Consider the following 18,552-nt stretch of genomic DNA (forward strand, 5'->3'; position numbering starts at 1 on the left):
GGCCCGCGGCGTCAGGACCTGGCCGGCCTCACCTGCGTGTCAGTGCCGTTCACGCGCACGGTGACCTTCCGGCGGTCCGGCGCCCGGTCGGCGACGATCCGGTAGGACGTGACCCGGCCGTCGCGCCACGCGCAGCTGACCTCGTAACCGCCCCGGGCGCGCAGCCCGGTGAAGGAGCCGCGGCCCTTCCAGCCGTCGGGGAGGGCGGGCAGGAGGTGGAGCACGCCGTCGTGGCTCTGGAGGAGCATCTCCGCGACGGCGCCCGAGATCCCGAAGTTGCCGTCCATCTGGAAGGGCGGGTGGTTGCAGAACAGGTTCGGCAGCGTGTTGTACGTCAGCAGTCCGCGCAGCATGATCTGGGCGCGGTGCCCGTCGCCGAGGCGGGCGAAGAGCGCGGCCCGCCAGGGCCAGGTCCAGGAGCGGCGGCTGTCGCCCGACACCGTCGCGGCGGTGAAGGGCACGCCGTCCTTCTCGCCGCAGCGCGCCTTGAGGGAGACGAGCGCGGCGGCGGCGAACTCCGGTGTCCCCGGGGTGATCTGGCGGCCGGGGTAGACCGCGAAGAGGTGCGAGGTGTGGCGGTGGATGTCGGTGGGGCTGTCGATGTCCTCCTGCCACTCCTGGAGCTGGCCCCAGCGCCCGATCCGGTTCGGCGCGAGCCGTGCCTGCATGTCCGCGATCTTCGCCCGGTGGGCGGGGTCGGTGTTCAGCACGGCCTCGCAGTCCAGGTAGTTCTGGAACAGGTCCCAGATGATCTGCTGGTCGTACATGACGCCGTCCTCGCGCGGCCCGTGCTCGGGGGACCAGCCGTTCGGGGCGACGAGGAGTCCGTCCTCGCGTTCCTTGAGGTGGTCCTCCCAGAACGCGCAGATCTCCTTGATCATGGGGTGCGCGACGGTCCGCAGGTACTCCAGGTCCTGGGTGAACGCCCAGTGTTCGTAGAGGTGTTGGGCGTACCAAGCGCTTGCTACGGTGTTCCACTCCCAGGCGTTGCCGCCGAAGACGCTCTGGCTGGTGCGGGCGGTCCAGCCGCGGGTGTCCGCGCCGAAGGCGTTGCGGGTGGCGATCCGGCTGGGCACGGCGACCTGGCGGACGAACTCGACGAGCGCCTCGTGGCACTCGGGCAGGTTCGTGGTCTCGGCTCCCCAGTAGTTCATCTGGATGTTGATGTTGGTGTGGTAGTCGGAGGCCCAGGCGGGCTGGTTGCTGTCGTTCCACAGGCCCTGGAGGTTGGCGGGCAGGCCGCCGGGGCGCGAGGAGCTGATCAGCAGGTACCGGCCGTAGTCGAACATGGCCTGTTCGAGGGTGGGATCGTCGCCGCCGGCCGCGTAGCGGGCCAGCCGGGCGGCCGTCGGCAGGGCGACGACGGCGTCCTCGGTGGTCCCCCAGTCGACGGAGACCCGGTTCATGAGGGCGTGCACCTCTGAGGTGTGCCGGGTGCGGAGCTTGTCGTACGCCGTGCCGGCCGCCCGGCCGAGCGCGCGGTCGACGGCCGGCCGGGGGTCGCCGCCGCGCCAGCCGGCGGCGGCGTCGAGCTTGTAGTCGGTGCGGGCGTCGAGGAGCAGGGTCAGGGTCGTGCAGCCCGTGAACCTGAGCACCGAGCCCTCCGCGGCGAGGCTTCCGCCGGTGTGCGCGGCCCGGACCGAGCACGCGTGCTTGAGGCCGTTGCCCATGACTCCGGAGAAGCCGAGCCGGCCGGGGCCGGCGGTCGTCGGCGCGTCGTCCTGCGCGGACGCCAGGGAGATGGTCCCGGAGAGTCCGCCCGCGCGTTCCGACGTGTACCGCAGGACGAGGACGTCGGCGGAGCGGCTCGCGAACGCCTCGCGCCGAAAGCGCTGTCCCGGGGCGCCGAAGCGGGTGGTGTGGACGCCTTCGCCGAAGTCCAGGGCGCGCTGGTAGTCGACGAGGACGGGCTGCGTACGGGTGTCGAACCCCCGGCCCTGCAAGGCCACTTCGGCGAGCTGGAAGCCGGTGGACGCGTCGTCGGGGGTGAAGGTGAGCCGGTAGGCGCGGTACGCCGTGGTGCCGGCGACGGGGAAGGTCCGGGTCTCGCCCCGGCCTCCGAGGGGCGCCGTGAGCCGCTGCGTGTCGAGCGTGACCCACGCCTGTCCGTCCTGCGAGCCCTGGAGGGTCCAGCGCCGGGGGTCGTCGCCCGGGCGGTCCGGGGCCGCCGTCAGGGTGTACGAGGTGACGGCCGCCGCGCCGGTCAGATCGGCCTGCCAGACGACCGTCCGCGCGGCGCCGGCGACGCGCCAGACGGTGGCGGGGTCGCCGTCCACCGAACGGGAGACGCCCGTGTCCCGGGAGCGCCCGCCCGGCGAGGACACGTACACCGGGCCGACGCCGGGGCCGAGTTCGACGCCCGTGAGGCCGATCTCGCTCACCTGGAAGTGACTGACCCCCGCCTTCGGGACGAAGTCGAACCGGTAGAAGCGGTACGACCCGCTGTCGGCGCAGGTGAACTCCTTCGTCTGGAACCGGCTCTCGAAGGGCGCCGCCAGCGTCCGGCTGTCGAGCACGTCCCAGGTTGCGCCGTCGGCGGAACCGGAGAGCGTCCACTGCCGGGGGTCGCGGTCCGGTACGTCGTTGGCGCTGGTCAGCCGGTACGACGTGACCACGGCGGGCGCGGGCAGCTCGACCTGCCACGTCACCTTCGCACCGGGCCCCTCGATGCACCACTTGGTGCTCGACGTGCCGTCGTACGACTTGTCGACCCCCTCCGCCGAGGAGGAGCTGTACGGGCCTCCCGGGGCCGTGACCTTCGGCCGGGCCCCGCGCGTCCCGAACGCGACGACGAGGTCCCCGAAGTTCCGGTACGACCCGAAGCCGGTCATGCTCGTGTCGAACGCGCTGTCCGGCCGGCCGGCGAGGGCGTTGTCGTAGTCGTTGACCCCGCCCCACAGGCTCTGCTCGTTGAACTGGACGCGGTCCTCGAAGGGGTCGGCGAAGAGCATCGCCCCGAGTCTGCCGTTGCCGATCGGCAGGGCCTGCGACTCCCAGTCCACGGCGGGCACCGTGTAGGTCAGCGCCCTGCGCGACAGGACGGGCCACCGGGAGTCCGCCGGCCCCTCGCGGCCGACGGCGGCAGCGGGTTCCGCGAGGAGACCGCCGGCGAGCGGGGTCAGGGCGAGGGCACCGCCGAGCTTGAGAACGCTTCGTCGCTGCGGTGCGGACGCGTCAGTCACGGCGGATCTCCCCGGCGGTGGTCGGCTCCTGTGGTGAGCGTCATCATCATCAGGAGAAAGGTTGGATGTCTAGAGGTCTGCAATGCCTCAGCACCCGCATCTCTGCCGGGACTTGGCGCCACCACTCCAGATACATAGGAGGTATTCGCGAGAGTGGCCCCGTCTGGTGCCCCCGCGACTCATGACCCGGCCGCGGCTTCGTGCTTGTCCGGCACAGGTTCCCCGGCTATGGTCCACGGACGCGCGCCACTGACGCGCGTAAGTAGCCGCTGTCATGATTTCGAAGGACACCCGTATGACCGAGATCGATCTGTCCGGCCTGTCCCTGGAGCAGAAAGCCGCGCTGCTGGCGGGGCAGGACTTCTGGTCCACCCACCCCGTGCCGCAGGCCGGTCTCCCCTCGGTGGTCCTGACCGACGGACCGCACGGCGTCCGCCGCCAGGTCGGCGAGTTCGACCACATGGGCATCTACGAGAGCCTCCCCTCGACCTGCTTCCCGCCCGCCGTGGCCGTCGGCAGCAGCTGGGACCCCGAGGTCGCCGCGCGCATCGGGGCCGCGGTGGGACGCGAGGCCCGCGCGCTCGGCGTGCACGTCGTCCTCGGACCCGGCGTGAACATCAAGCGGTCCCCGCTGTGCGGCCGGAACTTCGAGTACTACTCGGAGGACCCGCTGCTCTCCGGCCGGCTCGGCGCGGCCCACGTCCGCGGCCAGCAGGACCAGGGCGTCGGCGCCTCGCTGAAGCACTTCGCGGCCAACAACCAGGAGACCGACCGGATGCGGGTGAGCGCCGAGGTCGACGAGCGCACCCTGCGCGAGATCTACCTGCCGGCCTTCGAGCACATCGTCACCGAGGCCGCGCCCGCCACGGTGATGGCCGCGTACAACAAGGTCAACGGCGTGCACGCCGCGCAGAACCGGTGGCTGCTGACGGAGGTGCTGCGCGAGGAGTGGGGGTTCACCGGAGCCGTGGTCTCCGACTGGGGCGCGGTCCACGACCCCGTCGCGTCCCTGCTCGCGGGGCTGGACCTGGAGATGCCGGGCCCCTCCGCCGAGAACACGCGGCGCGTGGTGGCGGCCGTGCGCGCGGGCGAACTGGACGAGTCCGTGCTCGACACGGCCGTACGGCGGGTGCTGGCGCTCACCGGGCTCGCCGTCGAGCGGTCCGAGGAGGTCGAGCGGCCGGAAGGGTTCGAGCGGTCCGAGGGGTTCGACGTCGACGCGCATCACCGGCTGGCGCGGGAGCTGGCCGCCGAGTGCGCGGTCCTGCTGCGCAACGAGAACGGTGTGCTGCCGCTGGGGTCCGGTCAACGGCTCGCGGTGGTCGGCGCGTTCGCGGCGACGCCCCGCTACCAGGCCGGCGGGAGTTCGCATCTGCGGCCGACGCGGCTGGACAGCGCCCTGGACGAGATCCGGGTGCTGGCCGCCGGGCGGGGCGGGCGGGTCGAGTTCGCGCCCGGGTTCGCCCTGGACGGCTCCGGGGACGCCGCCGCGCTGCGGGAGGCGGCGGTGGCCGTGGCGCGCTCCTCGGACGTGGCCGTCGTCTTCGCCGGGCTCGCGGAGAGCGAGGAGTCCGAGGGGTTCGACCGGGACACCCTGTGCCTGCCCGCCGTCCAGGTCGAGCTGATCCGGGCCGTGGCCTCGGCGGCGGCGCGGACGGTCGTGGTGCTGTCCAACGGCGGGATCGTCTCGCTGGAGGGCTGGCACGACGACGTCGACGCGATCCTGGAGGGGTTCCTGCTCGGGCAGGGCGGCGGGGGCGCGATCGCCGACCTGCTGTTCGGCGAGGCCGAGCCGGCGGGCCGGCTCGCGGAGACGGTCCCGCTGCGCCTGGAGGACAACCCTAGCTTCGTGAACTTCCCCGGCGAGCAGGGGCAGGTCCGCTACGGGGAGGGCGTCATGGTGGGCTACCGCTGGTACGGGACGACGGGCGCCCCCGTGCGCTACCCGTTCGGGCACGGCCTGTCCTACACCGCCTTCGAGACGGGCGGCCTCACCGTGGAGAGCACCGGCCCCGACTCCGCCCGCGCCACGCTCACCGTCACCAGCACCGGCACCCGCGCGGGCGCGCACGTCGTCCAGGTCTACGTCGCCACGCAGGCCGGACCGGTGAGGCGGCCGGCGCGTGAGCTGCGCGCCTTCACCAAGGTCCGCCTCGCACCCGGCGAGTCCCGGACGGTCGCCTTCGAGCTGGGCCGCCGCGCCTTCGCGTACTACGACGTCCAGGCGGCCGGCTGGGCGGTCGCGCCCGGCGAGCACCTCGTCCAGATCGGGGAGAACGCCGCCCGGGTGGTCGCGGAGGCGTCCGTGTCCCTCGCCGGGGACGCCGTCGCCCAGGAGCTGACCCTGGAGTGCACGTTCGGCGAGTGGATCACCCACCCCGTCGTCGGCCCCACCCTCCTCCAGGAGCTGACCGCCGCCGCCCCGGAGGGGCAGGGCGCGCAGATCGACGACCGGCCCGAGCTGCTCCAGGCCGTGCAGGACGTGCCGATGAAGCGGGTGGTGGGCCTGGTGGGCAGCGCCCTGGACGAGACGCTGGAGCGGCTGATGGAGCGGACCCGTGCCACCGGCCGCCGCTGAACCGCCCCAAGGGCTGATGCGCGTCAGTGACATCGTCACGGGGCGCGTATCATCGGGGTGCCCGCCGAGACCGCGGCGGGTGGCGGGCGGCGCGCGACGGGCGGGACACGCGCGGCGCGGCGCCGACGGCTCGGACGGATCAGAGGGTCATGACACGCCCCGCGAAACGGATCACCAGCGCCGATGTCGCCCAGGCGGCCGGCGTCTCGCGCACCACCGTCAGCTACGTGCTCAACAACCGGCCGGGGCAGACGATCCCGGAGGAGACCAGGAAGCGGGTGCTGGCCGCCGCCGAGCGGCTCCAGTACCGGCCGCACGCCTCCGCCCGCGCGCTGGCCGCCGGGCGCAGCGACATCGTGCTGCTGTCGATCCCGGACCTGCCCATCGGCCCGAGCATCAGCCGTTTCGTCGAGGAGCTGACCGTCGCCCTCGCGGACCACGGTCTGACGCTGGTCACCCATCTGATGGCCGAGCGCGGCAGGCCGCTGCCGGACGTGTGCGCGACCGTGGGCGCCTCGGCGGTGCTCGGGTTCGAGGGGTTCGACGAGGCGACCGTCAAGGCGCTGCACGGGCTCGGTGTGCGGGTCGTGCTGCCGCCGACGGACGCCCATCTGTCCGCGATGCCCCCGCTGGGCCGGATGCAGGCCGAGCACCTGATCGGCCGGGGTCACCGCAGGATCGGCTATCTGCTGCCCTCGCCGGCGCGGTTCCGGCGGATGGGCGAGGAGCGGCTCCAGGGGGTCGTGGAGGCGTGCGCGGACGCGGGGGTCGCGGCCCCGGTCGCGCTCGGCGCCGCCGACCTGGACGTCGTGCCGCTGACGCATGTGGTGCGGCGGTGGCTGGACGAGGAGGTCACCGGGGTGTGCGCGTTCAACGACGAGCACGCCATCGCGCTGCTGGCCGCCATGCGGCACATGGAGCTGGCGGCTCCGGACGACCTCGCGGTCGTGGGGGCCGACGACATCCCGATGGCCCGGTTCGCGGCGCCCGCGCTCTCCACGGTCTACTTCGACCTCCAGGAGGCGGGCAAGCACCGCGCGGAGGCCGTCGCGGCGGGTCTGAGCGGCCGTCGTCCGGTGCTGGACGGGCCGGGGGCCAGCCTGCGGCTGGTCAAGCGCGCCTCCTCCTGAGCCCGGGGCCGTATCCCTCGGCGTATCGCGTTACCAGCTCGTTACCTCCCTGCGTCTTGCCGTCACGGGTGTGCTGCGGTTTTCTACTTTCGCGCGTCACTGACGCGCATCACTAACGCAATACGCCGGAAACCCACCCCCACACCCCCCACCGACAGGAAGTCGCCGAGAGACGACTGAAACGTTTCACAGAGCCGTGAAAGGTGCCCCATGTCCTCCACCGAGACCACCCCCGACGCCGAGCGGGCCGAGAGAGCGGGCTTCTCCGCCCGCCACCTCCTCGCCCTCGTCGCCCTCCTCTGGACCGTCGCGCTCAACCCCATCGCCGGTCTGCTCGCCGGCAGCTCGCAGGCCGAGGTCGCCGTCCACTTCCGCACCACGCAGATCGCCTGGTTCACCCTGGGCTCCGCCCTGCTCGGCACCTTCCTGACGCCGTTCGCCATGAAGGCCGCCGCGATGTACGGCAAGAAGCGCGTCATGGTGGTCGCGACCGCCCTCGGCCTGCTCGGCGACACGATCGCCGCCCTCGCCACCGACTACTCGACGCTCATCGCGGGCCGCGTCATCGCCGGCGCCTACGGGGCCACCGTGTTCATCGCCTACGCCCTGGCCCGCGACATCTTCCCGCGCAGGCTGGTCGGCACGGCGAGCGGCGTCCTCGCCGCCAGCATCGGCCTGGTCGGCCTCGGCGGGCCGTTCCTGTCGGCCTTCCTCATCGACCACCACGGCTTCCGCGGCGCCCTGTGGTTCATCGTGGCCTCCACCGCCGTCTGCCTGCTGATCCAGCTGCTGTGGGTGCCCGAGAGCCCCCTGCGGGAGACCGCGCGCCGGATGGACTGGATCGGCGGACTCCTGCTCGGCGGCGGCCTCAGCGCGATCGTCTACGGCATCGGCGAGGGCTCCGCCTGGGGCTGGACCAGCGGCAAGACCCTCACCTGGATCGGCCTCGGCGTCCTCGCCGTCCTGCTGTTCCTGCCCTTCGAGTCCCGCGCCGCCGACCCCCTGCTCCCCCTGTCGCTGATCCGCCGGCGCCGGGTGTGGACCGTCTTCCTGGCCGCCTCGGTCGGCGCCGGCGCGACCTTCGCCGTCGGCACCGTCACCATGATCCTCACGCTCATGCCGCACATCCCGACCGTCTCCGACGGCCTCGGCTGGTCCGTCACCAAGAGCGCCGCCGTGCAGTCGCCGATCAGCGTCCTGGTGATCGGCACCGCCGTCGCCACCGGCTGGCTCGCCCGCCGCGTCGACACCCGCGTCCTGCTCGCCGTCGGCGGCGCCCTCACCACCACCGGATACGTCGTCGCCTCCCAACTCCACACCGAGATCTGGCACTTCGTCCTGCTCGGGCTGATCTCCGGGCCCGGTATGGGGCTCGTCGTCTCCGTCCTGCCGATCATGGTCATCGAGTCGGTGGCGCCCGAGGAGCAGGCGCTCGCCAACGGCTCCCAGTGGCTCGTCCAGAGCGTGATCCAAGTCGTCGTCAGCCAGCTCGTGTTCACGGTCATGGCCCAGGACGGCGTCGTCATGAAGGGCACGCAGTTCTACCTCGACGGCGGGTACGCGAACGGGTTCCTGCTGGTCGCCGGCGCCTGCGGCCTCGGCACGCTGCTGGTGGCGCTCATCCCCAGGGCCCGCCGCACCGACACCGCCGAGGCCGGGCAGCCCGCCTGAGCCTCCCGGTCCCGCCCGGCCCTCACCCGACCCTTCCGGCCCCACCCGGCCCGCCCGGTCGCGGCCTCCACCGAACAGACAAGGCAAGCAATGATCCGCACCTCCTTCAACGCCGACTGGCAGACCCGACGGAAGGTGAACCCCTTCGCCGAACTGTCCGGCCCCGTGGCCCCGTTCGAGGCCGTCACCCTCCCGCACGACGCGTTGATCGGCCAGGACCGCGTCGCGCCGGACGGCGCGGTGACGATGGAGGGAGGTGCGGGCGCCTACTTCCCGGGCGGGGTCTTCGAGTACCGCAAGACGTTCTCCGTCCCGGAGGAACTGCGCGGCGAGCGCGTCCAGTTCGAGTTCGAGGGCGTCTACCGCGACGCCACCGTCCACATCAACGGCGCCTACGCCGGCCAACGGCCCTACGGCTACTCCCAGTTCCTCGTCGACGCCGACCCCTTCCTGCGCTACGGCGAGGACAACGAGATCCGCGTCGAGGCCCGCGCCCACCAGGACGCCCGCTGGTACACGGGGGCCGGGATCTACCGGCCCGTCTGGATGCTGACGGGCGGCCTCGTGCGCATCGCGCCCGACGGCATCCGCGTCACGACCCTCGACGTCGAGGGCGAGCGGGCGGTCGTCGAGGTCGCCACCCGGGTGCGCAACGACTCGATCGCCCTGCGCACCCTCGACCTCACGGTCAACCTGCGCGACGCCTCCGGCGACACCGTGACGGGCGACGTCACCCAGGTCACCGTGCTGCCCGGCGAGGACGCCGTCGTCCGCACCCGGCTGTACGTCCGGGAGGCGAGCCTGTGGGACGTCGACAGCCCCAGCCTCTACGGCTGTCACGTCACGCTGGGCGCCGAGGGGGAACCGGTGGACAGCGACAGCGTCGAGTTCGGCATCCGCTCGCTTCGGCTGGACCCCGAGCAGGGGCTGCGGATCAACGGGCGGACGGTGAAACTGCGGGGCGCCTGCGTCCACCACGACAACGGGCCGCTCGGCGCGGCCACCTACGCGCGCTCCGAGGAGCGGCGGGTGGAGCTGCTCAAGGACGCCGGGTTCAACGCGATCCGGATGTCCCACCACCCGATGAGCCGGGCCATGCTGGACGCCTGCGACCGCGTGGGCATGCTGGTGGTGGACGAGACCTTCGACGTGTGGACGTCCGCGAAGAGCGGGTTCGACTACAGCCTGCACTTCCCCGAGTGGTGGGAGCGCGACGTCGAGGCGATGGTCGCCAAGGACTACAACCACCCCAGCGTCATCATGTACTCGATCGGCAACGAGATCCCCGAGGCGGGCTCCCCGACGGGGGCCGCGTGGGGGCGCAGGCTGGCCGAGAAGGTCCGCTCCCTCGACTCCACCCGCTATGTCACCAACGCCGTCAACGGGTTCCTCGCGGTGATGTCCGAGCTGGCCGCTCTGCGGGGACAGCGCGCGGAAGGCGCCGAGGAGGGCGGGGGTGTCAACTCGCAGATGGCCGACGCCGGGGACATGATCAACTACGTCAGCGCCTCCGACCTGGTCACCCGGCGCACCGCCGAGTCCTTCGCCGTCCTGGACGTCGCCGGCATGAACTACGCCGAGGCCCGCTACGCCCTCGACCGCGAGCTGTTCCCGAACCGGATCATCCTCGGCACCGAGACCTTCCCCACCCGGATCGACGGCAACTGGAAGCTGGTGCGCGAACACGGGCACGTCGTCGGGGACTTCACCTGGACCGGCTGGGACTACCTCGGCGAAGTAGGCATCGGCCGCCCGCAGTTCGCCACCCCGGAGCAGCCCCGCCCCGAACACACCGCCCCCTTCCCGCACCTCCTCGCGGGCTGCGGCGACCTCGACATCACCGGCCACCGCAGGCCCCAGTCCTACTACCGGGAGATCGTGTTCGGCCTGCGCGCCGAGCCGTACATCGCGGTCCGGCGCCCCGAGCACCACGGCCTCACCCCGATCGGCGGGCCGTGGGCGTGGAGCGACAGCATCGCGAGCTGGACGTGGCCGGGCTTCGAGGGGAAGCCGGTGACCGTCGAGGTGTACTCCGACGCCGACGAGGTCGAACTCCTCGGCAACGGCAACTCGTTCGGCCGCCGCCCGGTCGGCGCCGGGCACCGATTCCGCACCGAGTTCGAGATCGTGTACGTCCCCGGCGAACTGGTCGCCGTCGCCTACCGGGACGGCGTCGAGACCGGCCGCACCAGCCTCACCTGGGCCCACGGCCCGATACGGCTGACCGCCGAGGCCGACCGCGCGGTCGTACGGGCGACCGGCGGCGATCTGGCCCACATCGCCCTCACCCTCACCGACGCCGCCGGCACCCTCCACACCGCCGCCGACCGTCCGGTCACCGTCGAGGTCTCCGGCGCCGGGGAGCTGATCGGGTTCGGCAGCGCCGCCCCCGCGTCGGAGGAACGCTTCGACGCCGACGCGCGGTACACCTACGAGGGCCGCGCCCTGGCCGTCGTCCGGCCCACCGGTCCCGGGAAGATCCGGGTCCTCGCGACCGCGCCGGACTGCGAGCCGGCCGAGGCCGTCGTCACCGTCGAATGAGGCCGGCGGCGCCGCCGGCCGAGGAACACCCCTTGAAGGAACGTCCGTTGGAGGAACACCCGTTGATCGACAGGAAATCGCTGGTCCGCCGGCACACCGTCCGGCTGACCGAGTCCGACCCCGCCCACGTCCTCACCGTCGGGAACGGCGACTTCGCCTACTCCTGCGACATCACCGGCATGCAGTCGTTCCCGGCCCACCACGACCAGGGTGCCGCGATGGCGGAGCGCCGGCTCGCCGTGAACACCGCGACCATGAGCACGTGGGGCTGGCACGCCATGCCCAACCCCGGGGGCTACACGCTCCCGGACGCCATGTCCGAGCACGACACGGCCCGGGGGACGGTGAGTTACCCCGACAGGTTCGGGATCGCCGCGATGATGGGCGGTGACCTGCCCGAGGAGATGCGGCCCGGCGCCTGGCTCAGCGCCAACCCGCAGCGGCTCGACCTCGGCCGGATCGGTCTGCTGCTGCGCCCCGCGCCCGACGCGGAGCCCGAGACGGGTCCCGAGGCGCTGCGGGACACCGAACAGTGCCTGGACCTGTGGACCGGCACGGTCGGCAGCCGCTTCACCTACGCCGGCCAGGAGACGGCCGTCACGACCGTCGCCGACCCGCGAGGGGCCCGCGTCGCCTTCCGGATCGAGTCCGCGCTGCTCGCCGACGGCCTCGCCGGCGTCGTCCTGCGCTTCCCCTACGCGAGCGACGGCTTCTTCCAGACCAGCGACTGGACCGCGCCGGAACGCCACCGCACCGACCTCGACCAGGTCACCGGCACCGGGTGCGTGCTGCGCCGGACCGTCGACGACACGACGTACACCGTCCGCCTCACCTGGTCGGCCGGGACCGTCCGGCCGACGGGGAACCCGCACGAATTCCTGCTGACGACGGACTCGGACACGCTGGAACTCGTCGCGGCCTTCTCCCCGGACGGGGAGACTCCGGACGGCCAAGCTCCGGACGCTGAAGCCACTGAGGGTGAACTCCCCTCCCCCGGCGCCGACTTCGCCTCCCTCGCGACAGCCTCGGCCGCGCACTGGGCGGACTTCTGGACCTCCGGCGCCGCGATCGACCTCGACGGCAGCACCGACCCCCGGGCCGCCGAGCTGGAACGCCGGGTCGTGCTCTCGCAGTACCTCACGGCCGTCAACTGCTCCGGCACCCTGCCGCCGCAGGAGACCGGTCTGATCACCAACTCCTGGCACGGCAAGCACCACTTGGAGATGCACTGGTGGCACGCGGCCCACTTCGCCACGTGGGGCCGCCCCGAACTCCTCGAACGCGGCCTGGACTGGTACCTGTCGATCCTCCCCGAGGCCCGCGCCACCGCCCGCCGCCAGCGCTACGACGGCGCGCGCTGGCCCAAGCAGACCGGCCCCGACGGCCGCGAAAGCCCCTCGGACATCGGGGTGTTCCTCGTCTGGCAGCAGCCGCACCCCCTCTATCTCATCGAACTCCTCCACCGCGCCCGCCCGGACGGCGAGTTGGTGTCGCGGTTCGCCGAACTCGTCGAGGACACGGCCGCGTTCATGGCGTCCTTCGTCGAGGAGCGCGACGGTACGTACCATCTGCCGGCGCCGCTGCTGCCCGCGCAGGAGTTCTACGACGCGACGTCCACGGAGGACCCGACCTTCGAACTCGCCTACTGGTGGTGGGGGCTGGAGATCGCCCAGCGCTGGCGCGAGCGTTCCGGACGTGAGCGGGACAAGGGGTGGCAGCGCGTCCAGGACGGACTGGCCCTCCCCCACCGGCGCGACGGCCGCTACACCGCGATCGCCACCGAGCCGTACCTGAAGCGGGACGACCACCCGGCGCTGCTGTGCGCGCTCGGCGTCGTACCGGGCACCCCGCTCGTCGACCCCGAGGTCATGGCGGCGACCCTCCAGGACGTCCGGGCCGACTGGGAGTGGAACAGCGCCTGGGGCTGGGACTTCCCCGTGATGGCGATGACCGCGACCCGCGTCGGCCGGCCCGATCTCGCGGTGGACGCGCTGCTCATGGACACCCCGAAGAACCAGTGGCTGCCCACCGGCCACACCCCGCAGATCGGCAGCCTCCTGCCGGTCTACCTCCCCTCCAACGGCTCGCTCCTCGCGGCCGTCTCCCTCATGGCCGCCGGCTGGGACGGGTCGGACGGCGACTGTCCCGGCTTCCCGGCGGAGGGCTGGTCGGTGCGCCACGAGGGCTTCACCCCGTGGCCGTGACCCCGCCGCCCGCACCCGACGACAAGGAACCACGCATGAGCGCAGCACTGACCGGCCGCAGCACCCTGGGCGACTGGCTGGCGGACCCGGCCGGCGGCCCGCTGGTCCGGGACCTGCTCACCCGGCTCGGCCAGGACGCCTCCCAGGTCGGCACGGCCCGGGTGTTCTCCCTGGACCGGCTCGTCGAACTCAGCCAGGGCAAGATCACGCGGCCTCAGGTCGACGACCTGGTCCGCGCGGTCAACGGCGGCCGGCTCGTCACCTCCGACGAGCCGGCCGGCCCGGCCGACGTCCCGCGCCCGGTGCGCCGGGGCCTGACGCTCGACGGCATCCAGATCCGCGACCCGTTCGTCCTGCACGACCCGGCCGGCTCCGTCTACCACCTCTACGGCAGCACGGACCCCAACATCTGGGACGGTCCCGGGACCGGCTTCGACACCTACCGCAGCACCGATCTCCGGCACTGGGAGGGCCCGTTCGCCGCCTTCCGGCCGCCCGCCGGGTTCTGGAGCGAGGGCTCCTTCTGGGCGCCCGAGGTCCACGCGTACCGGGGCCGCTGGTACATGTTCGCCACCTTCACCGCCCCGGACGGCTACCGCGGCACGCAGATCCTCGCCGGTGACACGCCCCAGGGGCCGTTCACCCCGTGGAGCGAGGGAGCCGTCACCCCGCGCAAGTGGCAGTGCCTCGACGGAACCCTGCACGTCGACGAGTCGGGCGCGCCCTGGATCGTGTACTGCCACGAGTGGACCCAGATCCACGACGGCGCCGTCTTCGCCCAGCGCCTCGCCGAGGACCTCCGGCACACCACCGGCACCCCCGTCCTCCTCTTCAACGCCTCGGACGCCCCCTGGGCGAAGCCGCTGCCCGGGGTGACGACGGCGTTCCCCGCGTACGTCACCGACGGGCCGTTCCTCTTCCGGCTCGGCGGCGGACACCTCGTCATGCTCTGGTCCAGCCACGGCGAACAGGGGTACGCGATGGGCCTCGCCCACTCCGCGTCGGGGCTGGTCACGGGCCCGTGGACGCAGGACGAGCACCCTTTGTGGCCCGCGGACGGCGGCCACGGCATGGTCTTCCGGCTCGGCGACGGCTCGCTCGCCCTGACCCTGCACCAGCCGAACACCACCCCCGACGAACGGGCCGTCGTCCGGCGTCTCGTGGAGCACGGCACCACGCTCACCATCGAGGACACCCCGACCTCTCTGTGACCTCGCCCGCCCTCCCCTCTCTCCGCTCCCTCCCCTCCCTCCCCGCCCCGACACGAGGTCCCCATGACACTGTCCCCTCCCCCGGCCGATCCCCTCCTCAAGGCCCCGGCCGAACAGGACTCCCTCGAAGCCGAACAGGACTCCACCGAACAGGACTTCCCCGAAGCGGATAAGTCCTACGTCTGGCTGATGGTCCTCGCCGTCTTCGGGGTGTTCATGGCGATCGTCACCCCGATGGCGATCTCCCTGGCCATCCGGGTCGACCAACTGGCCCCCGGCCACGAGGAGTACCTCGGCTATCTCACCGGCGCGGGCGGTGTCACCGCGATCCTGACGGCCCCCCTGCTCGGCATGCTGAGCGACCGCACCCGCAGCCGGCTCGGCCGCCGGCGCCCGCTGCTGATCGCGGGGACGGCCGTGGGTCTCGTCGCGCTGCTGGTGATGGCCCTGGCGTCCACCGTGCTCGTCCTCGCGCTCGGCTGGATGCTGGCGCAGGTCGGGTGGGGGACGGTCCTCGGGCTGCTGACCGCCTCGCAGGCCGACCGGCTGCCCGAGGAGCAGCGGGGCAGGGTCGCCGCGCTCACCGGTGTCGTCCAGCAGCTGGCCCCGGTCAGCGGGGCGCTCCTCGCCGGGGCGCTGTCGGGGAGCGGTCTGCTGATGTTCCTGGTGCCCGGCGCGGTGGGGGCCGTGTCCATGGTGTTCTTCGTCCGCTTCGTGCACGAGCCGGACAGCCGTGACCTGCCGCTGCCGCGGGAGCGGCTCGGCGTCCGCGCGTTGGCGGCGGCCTACGTGTTCGACCCGCGCCGCAGCCCCGACTTCGCGTGGAACTGGCTGGGCAAGTTCCTGTTCATGTTCGGGCTCACGCTGACCTCGACGTTCACGGCGTTCTTCCTGGCCGCGCGGACGGGTGTGGGGGTGAAGGACGTCGCGGGCACGGTCGCGGTGCTGGGCGGCGCCGGGGTCTTCGCCACCATGCTGGGCGCGATCGGCGGCGGGTTCCTCTCGGACCGGCTGCGCAGGCGGCGGGTGTTCGTGCTGATCGGCGCCTGCGTGTTCGCGACCGGCGCGGTCACCATGGCGCTGGCGCCCTCACTGCCCGTGATCATCGCCGGGGCGGTCCTCGGGAACCTCGGGCTGGGCCTGTTCGCGACGGTCGACCAGGCCGTGATGCTGGACGTGCTCCCGGAGCGGGAGACCAGCGCCGGGCGCTACTCGGGCATCTACGGTTTCTCGACGACTCTCGCGCAGGGGCTGGCGCCGCTGATCGCGCCCCTGGTCCTGCTGATCGCGGCGGACGGCGGCAAGAACTACACCCTCCTGTACTTCATCGCCGCGACCTTCACGCTCCTCGGCGGGTCCGTCATCGCCACCCGCGTCAAGTCGGTCCACTAGAGCGGCCGTTCCGAGCCAGGAGAGGGCAGACATGGGCCGCCGGATCATCGGTGTGAAGGACGTCGCGCGGGAGGCCGGGGTGTCGCTCGGCACCGTCTCCAACGTGCTCAACCGCCCGGAGATCGTGGCCGCCACGACCCGTACCCGGGTCCTGTCGGTGATCGACTCCCTGGGATACGTGCGCGCCGAGGGGGCGCGGCTGCGCGAGAGCGCCTCCCGGGTGCTGGCCGTCATGGTCCCCGACCTCACGAACCCGTTCTTCGCGGCGCTGGCCTCCGGCGTGGAGCGGGCCGCCCGGGAGGCCGGCCTGAGCGTGATGGTGTGCACCGGGGCGCGCGATCCGGCCGAGTCGGCGCGTCACATGGCGCTGATGTCGTCGCACCAGGTCCGGGGCGCGGTGCTCTCCTGCGGGGAGGGGATCGGGACGACGGTGTCCGCGTTCCGGCGCAACGCCGTCCCGTTCGTGGTCGCCGACCAGCACGCGCCGCAGCCCGGCGCGTCCTCCGTCGGGGTCGACGACGTGACGGGCGGCCGGCTGGCGGTCCGGCACCTCGTCGAGCGGGGGCACCGGTCGATCGTCCATGTCAGCGGGCCGGACCGGCTCCAGCAGATCCGGGACCGGCGCCGGGGGGCCCGCGCCGCGGTCACCGCCGCCGGTCTCGCGCCGACGGCTCTGCGGGAGCTGTCCTGCGACGGCCTCACGGTCGCCGCGGGCAGGGAAGCGGGCCACCGCGTCCTGGCCCTCGCCGACCGGCCGACGGCCGTCCTCTGCGCCAACGACCTGCTCGCGCTCGGTGTGATGCAGGCGCTGTACACGGCGGGGCTGCGCATCCCCGACGACATCGCGCTGGTCGGCCACGACGACATCGAGTTCGCGGGTTCCGCCGTCGTCCCCCTCACCACGGTCGCCCGGCCCGCCGCGGCGATGGGGCTGCACGCGGGTCGCCTGCTCGTCGAGGACACGTGCGGGGGCGGGCCCCGGGAGCCACGCCATGTGGTGCTGCGGCCCGAGCTGGTGGTGCGGGAGTCGACCGGGGGGTGCCGTTCGGCGGGCGCCGGCCTTTGAGCGGGGCCGCGTCACGTGTTGTGCGTGCCCCGGGCGGCGAGGACGACGGCGCCGCCACCGCCGCCGGACCCGGGGGTCGCGGAGGGGCGGCGCACGAGTGGACCGTCGAAGGTCAGCGGGTGGCCTTGGCCGCCTCGATGATCACGTCGGCCACGGCGTCGGGCTGCGAGATGGACACCGCGTGGGAGCCCTCGACGCGGGTGATGGTCGAGCCGGCGCGCTCGGCCATGAACTCCTGGGCCGCGCCGGGGATGGCGTTGTCCTGGGTCGCGACGACGGCCCACGAGGGGAGGGTGCGCCAGCCGGGGGTGCCGGAGAGTTCGGCCGTCAGGGCCTGGACGCGTACCGAGCGCTGGGTGACCGCGAGGAGGTCCGTGACCTCGGCGGGGAGGTCACCGGCGATGACGTCCTGGTAGTGCTCGGGGAGGATGCGCAGCTCCGGCTCGCCCTCGAACTCGAAGGCGACGGTCGTGTCCGGGCCCATCTTCGCGCCCTCGAAACGGCCCGCGTTCTCCAGGCAGCTCTCGCCCTCGTCGGGCTGGAACGCGGCGACGTACACGAGCCCCTCGACGTTCGACGCGTCCCGCGCGGCACGGGTGATGATCGCGCCGGCGTAGGAGTGACCGACCAGAACGACGGGGCCCTCCACCGACTTCGCGACGGTCGCGGCGTACGAGGCGTCGTACTCCAGGCCGCGCAGCGGGTTCGCCACGGCGAGGGTGTCGTAGCCCTGCGCCTGGAGCTTGGCGATGACGCCGCGCCACATGCCGGAGTCGCCGAACGCGCCGTGGACCAGGACGATCGTGGGGGTGGTGCTCATGGCTGTGTTGCCTTCCAGAGAGGGAGAACGATCGGTCTTTCTATCCAGGGAGACTAGTCGTTCTCTCTGCGGGCTGCAACGTGACGTGGGCGACGATCCGGAACGACCGGTCTTTCCTTACGATGGGTGGATGACGACCGCCTCGCAACCGCACCCCAAGGACCGGCTCCTGCGCACCGCGTCCCGCCTTTTCTACGCGGAGGGCATCCAGGCCGTGGGCATCGACCGCCTGGTCACCGAGGCCAAGGTCACCCGCGCGACCTTCTACCGGCACTACCCCAGCAAGGACGACCTGGTCTCCGCGTACCTCACGGCGACCGCCCAGGACATCCGCGCGGCGGTGGCCGAGGCGCGTGAGGGGAAGCCGCCCCGGGAGGCGGTCCGCGCGGTCATGGCCGTCCTCGGTGACGCCACGCTCGAAGACGGCTTCCGGGGCTGCCAGTTCCTCAACGCCGCCGCCGAGTACCCCGACCGCGCCCACCCCGTCCGCGCCGTCATCGACGACCAGCGCACCTGGCTCTCCGGCGTCCTGCGCGACCTCTCCGCCGCCATGGACCACCCCGACCCCGACCACGCCGCCCGCGTCCTGGTCCTCCTCCACGACGGCGCCTTCCAGGCCGCCGAGCTGGACAACGCCCGCAACGTCCGCGAGACCCTGCGCCGGGCGGTGGACGAGGTGTTCCCCGAGGGGAAGAGCTGACGGCGCCCCGGGCTCACCCCACACCGCCCCCTCCTTAGCGGCCCCCGCTCACCCCAC

11 protein-coding genes are annotated in these 18,552 nt (G+C 72.8%); 9 read left to right on the forward strand and 2 right to left on the reverse strand.

Translation table 11 applies throughout. The features are described 5' to 3' along the window. Positions 1–11: 11 nt before the first annotated feature. Complete coding sequence (locus tag ABZX85_RS12200) at positions 12–3,182, reverse strand: glycoside hydrolase N-terminal domain-containing protein (protein ID WP_355865617.1); 3,171 nt, start codon at positions 3,180–3,182, stop codon at positions 12–14. 295 nt (positions 3,183–3,477) lie between these two features. Between ABZX85_RS12200 and ABZX85_RS12205 the strand changes: the two genes are divergently transcribed. The 8 genes from ABZX85_RS12205 (at position 3,478) to ABZX85_RS12240 (ending at position 16,975) form a co-directional block, all read left to right on the forward strand. Continuing rightward, complete coding sequence (locus tag ABZX85_RS12205; RefSeq protein WP_355865620.1) at positions 3,478–5,760, forward strand: glycoside hydrolase family 3 C-terminal domain-containing protein; 2,283 nt, start codon at positions 3,478–3,480, stop codon at positions 5,758–5,760. A 149-nt stretch (positions 5,761–5,909) separates the two neighbouring features. Beyond that, positions 5,910–6,890, forward strand: a complete 981-nt coding sequence (locus ABZX85_RS12210; protein ID WP_355865623.1) for a LacI family DNA-binding transcriptional regulator — start codon at positions 5,910–5,912, stop codon at positions 6,888–6,890. A gap of 210 nt (positions 6,891–7,100) precedes the next feature. Continuing rightward, positions 7,101–8,561, forward strand: a complete 1,461-nt coding sequence (locus tag ABZX85_RS12215) for an MFS transporter (RefSeq protein WP_355865626.1) — start codon at positions 7,101–7,103, stop codon at positions 8,559–8,561. 90 nt (positions 8,562–8,651) lie between these two features. After that, complete coding sequence (locus ABZX85_RS12220) at positions 8,652–11,102, forward strand: glycoside hydrolase family 2 TIM barrel-domain containing protein (RefSeq protein WP_355865629.1); 2,451 nt, start codon at positions 8,652–8,654, stop codon at positions 11,100–11,102. A gap of 32 nt (positions 11,103–11,134) precedes the next feature. Next, positions 11,135–13,306: a hypothetical protein gene (locus tag ABZX85_RS12225; RefSeq protein ID WP_355865630.1), complete on the forward strand. Its 2,172-nt coding sequence runs from the start codon at positions 11,135–11,137 to the stop codon at positions 13,304–13,306. Positions 13,307–13,341: 35 nt separating this feature from the next. After that, positions 13,342–14,517, forward strand: a complete 1,176-nt coding sequence (locus ABZX85_RS12230) for a glycoside hydrolase family 43 protein (RefSeq protein ID WP_355865632.1) — start codon at positions 13,342–13,344, stop codon at positions 14,515–14,517. A 63-nt stretch (positions 14,518–14,580) separates the two neighbouring features. After that, positions 14,581–15,909: an MFS transporter gene (locus ABZX85_RS12235; RefSeq protein ID WP_355865634.1), complete on the forward strand. Its 1,329-nt coding sequence runs from the start codon at positions 14,581–14,583 to the stop codon at positions 15,907–15,909. 31 nt (positions 15,910–15,940) lie between these two features. Next, a complete protein-coding gene (locus tag ABZX85_RS12240; protein WP_355865636.1) occupies positions 15,941–16,975 on the forward strand; it encodes a LacI family DNA-binding transcriptional regulator in 1,035 nt (344 codons plus the stop codon). 112 nt (positions 16,976–17,087) lie between these two features. Here ABZX85_RS12240 and ABZX85_RS12245 read toward each other — a convergent pair whose 3' ends face one another. Continuing rightward, positions 17,088–17,795 (reverse strand): alpha/beta hydrolase, encoded by a 708-nt coding sequence (locus ABZX85_RS12245; protein ID WP_355865639.1) that lies wholly within the window; start codon positions 17,793–17,795, stop codon positions 17,088–17,090. Between the two features lie 130 nt (positions 17,796–17,925). Between ABZX85_RS12245 and ABZX85_RS12250 the strand changes: the two genes are divergently transcribed. Further along, positions 17,926–18,495 carry a TetR/AcrR family transcriptional regulator gene (locus ABZX85_RS12250; protein WP_355865641.1) on the forward strand — a complete coding sequence of 190 codons (570 nt, stop codon included), beginning with the start codon at positions 17,926–17,928 and terminating at the stop codon, positions 18,493–18,495. Positions 18,496–18,552 lie beyond the last annotated feature (57 nt).

The sequence above is a fragment of the Streptomyces sp. NPDC004539 genome, from assembly GCF_040610055.1.
GTDB lineage: Bacteria > Actinomycetota > Actinomycetes > Streptomycetales > Streptomycetaceae > Streptomyces.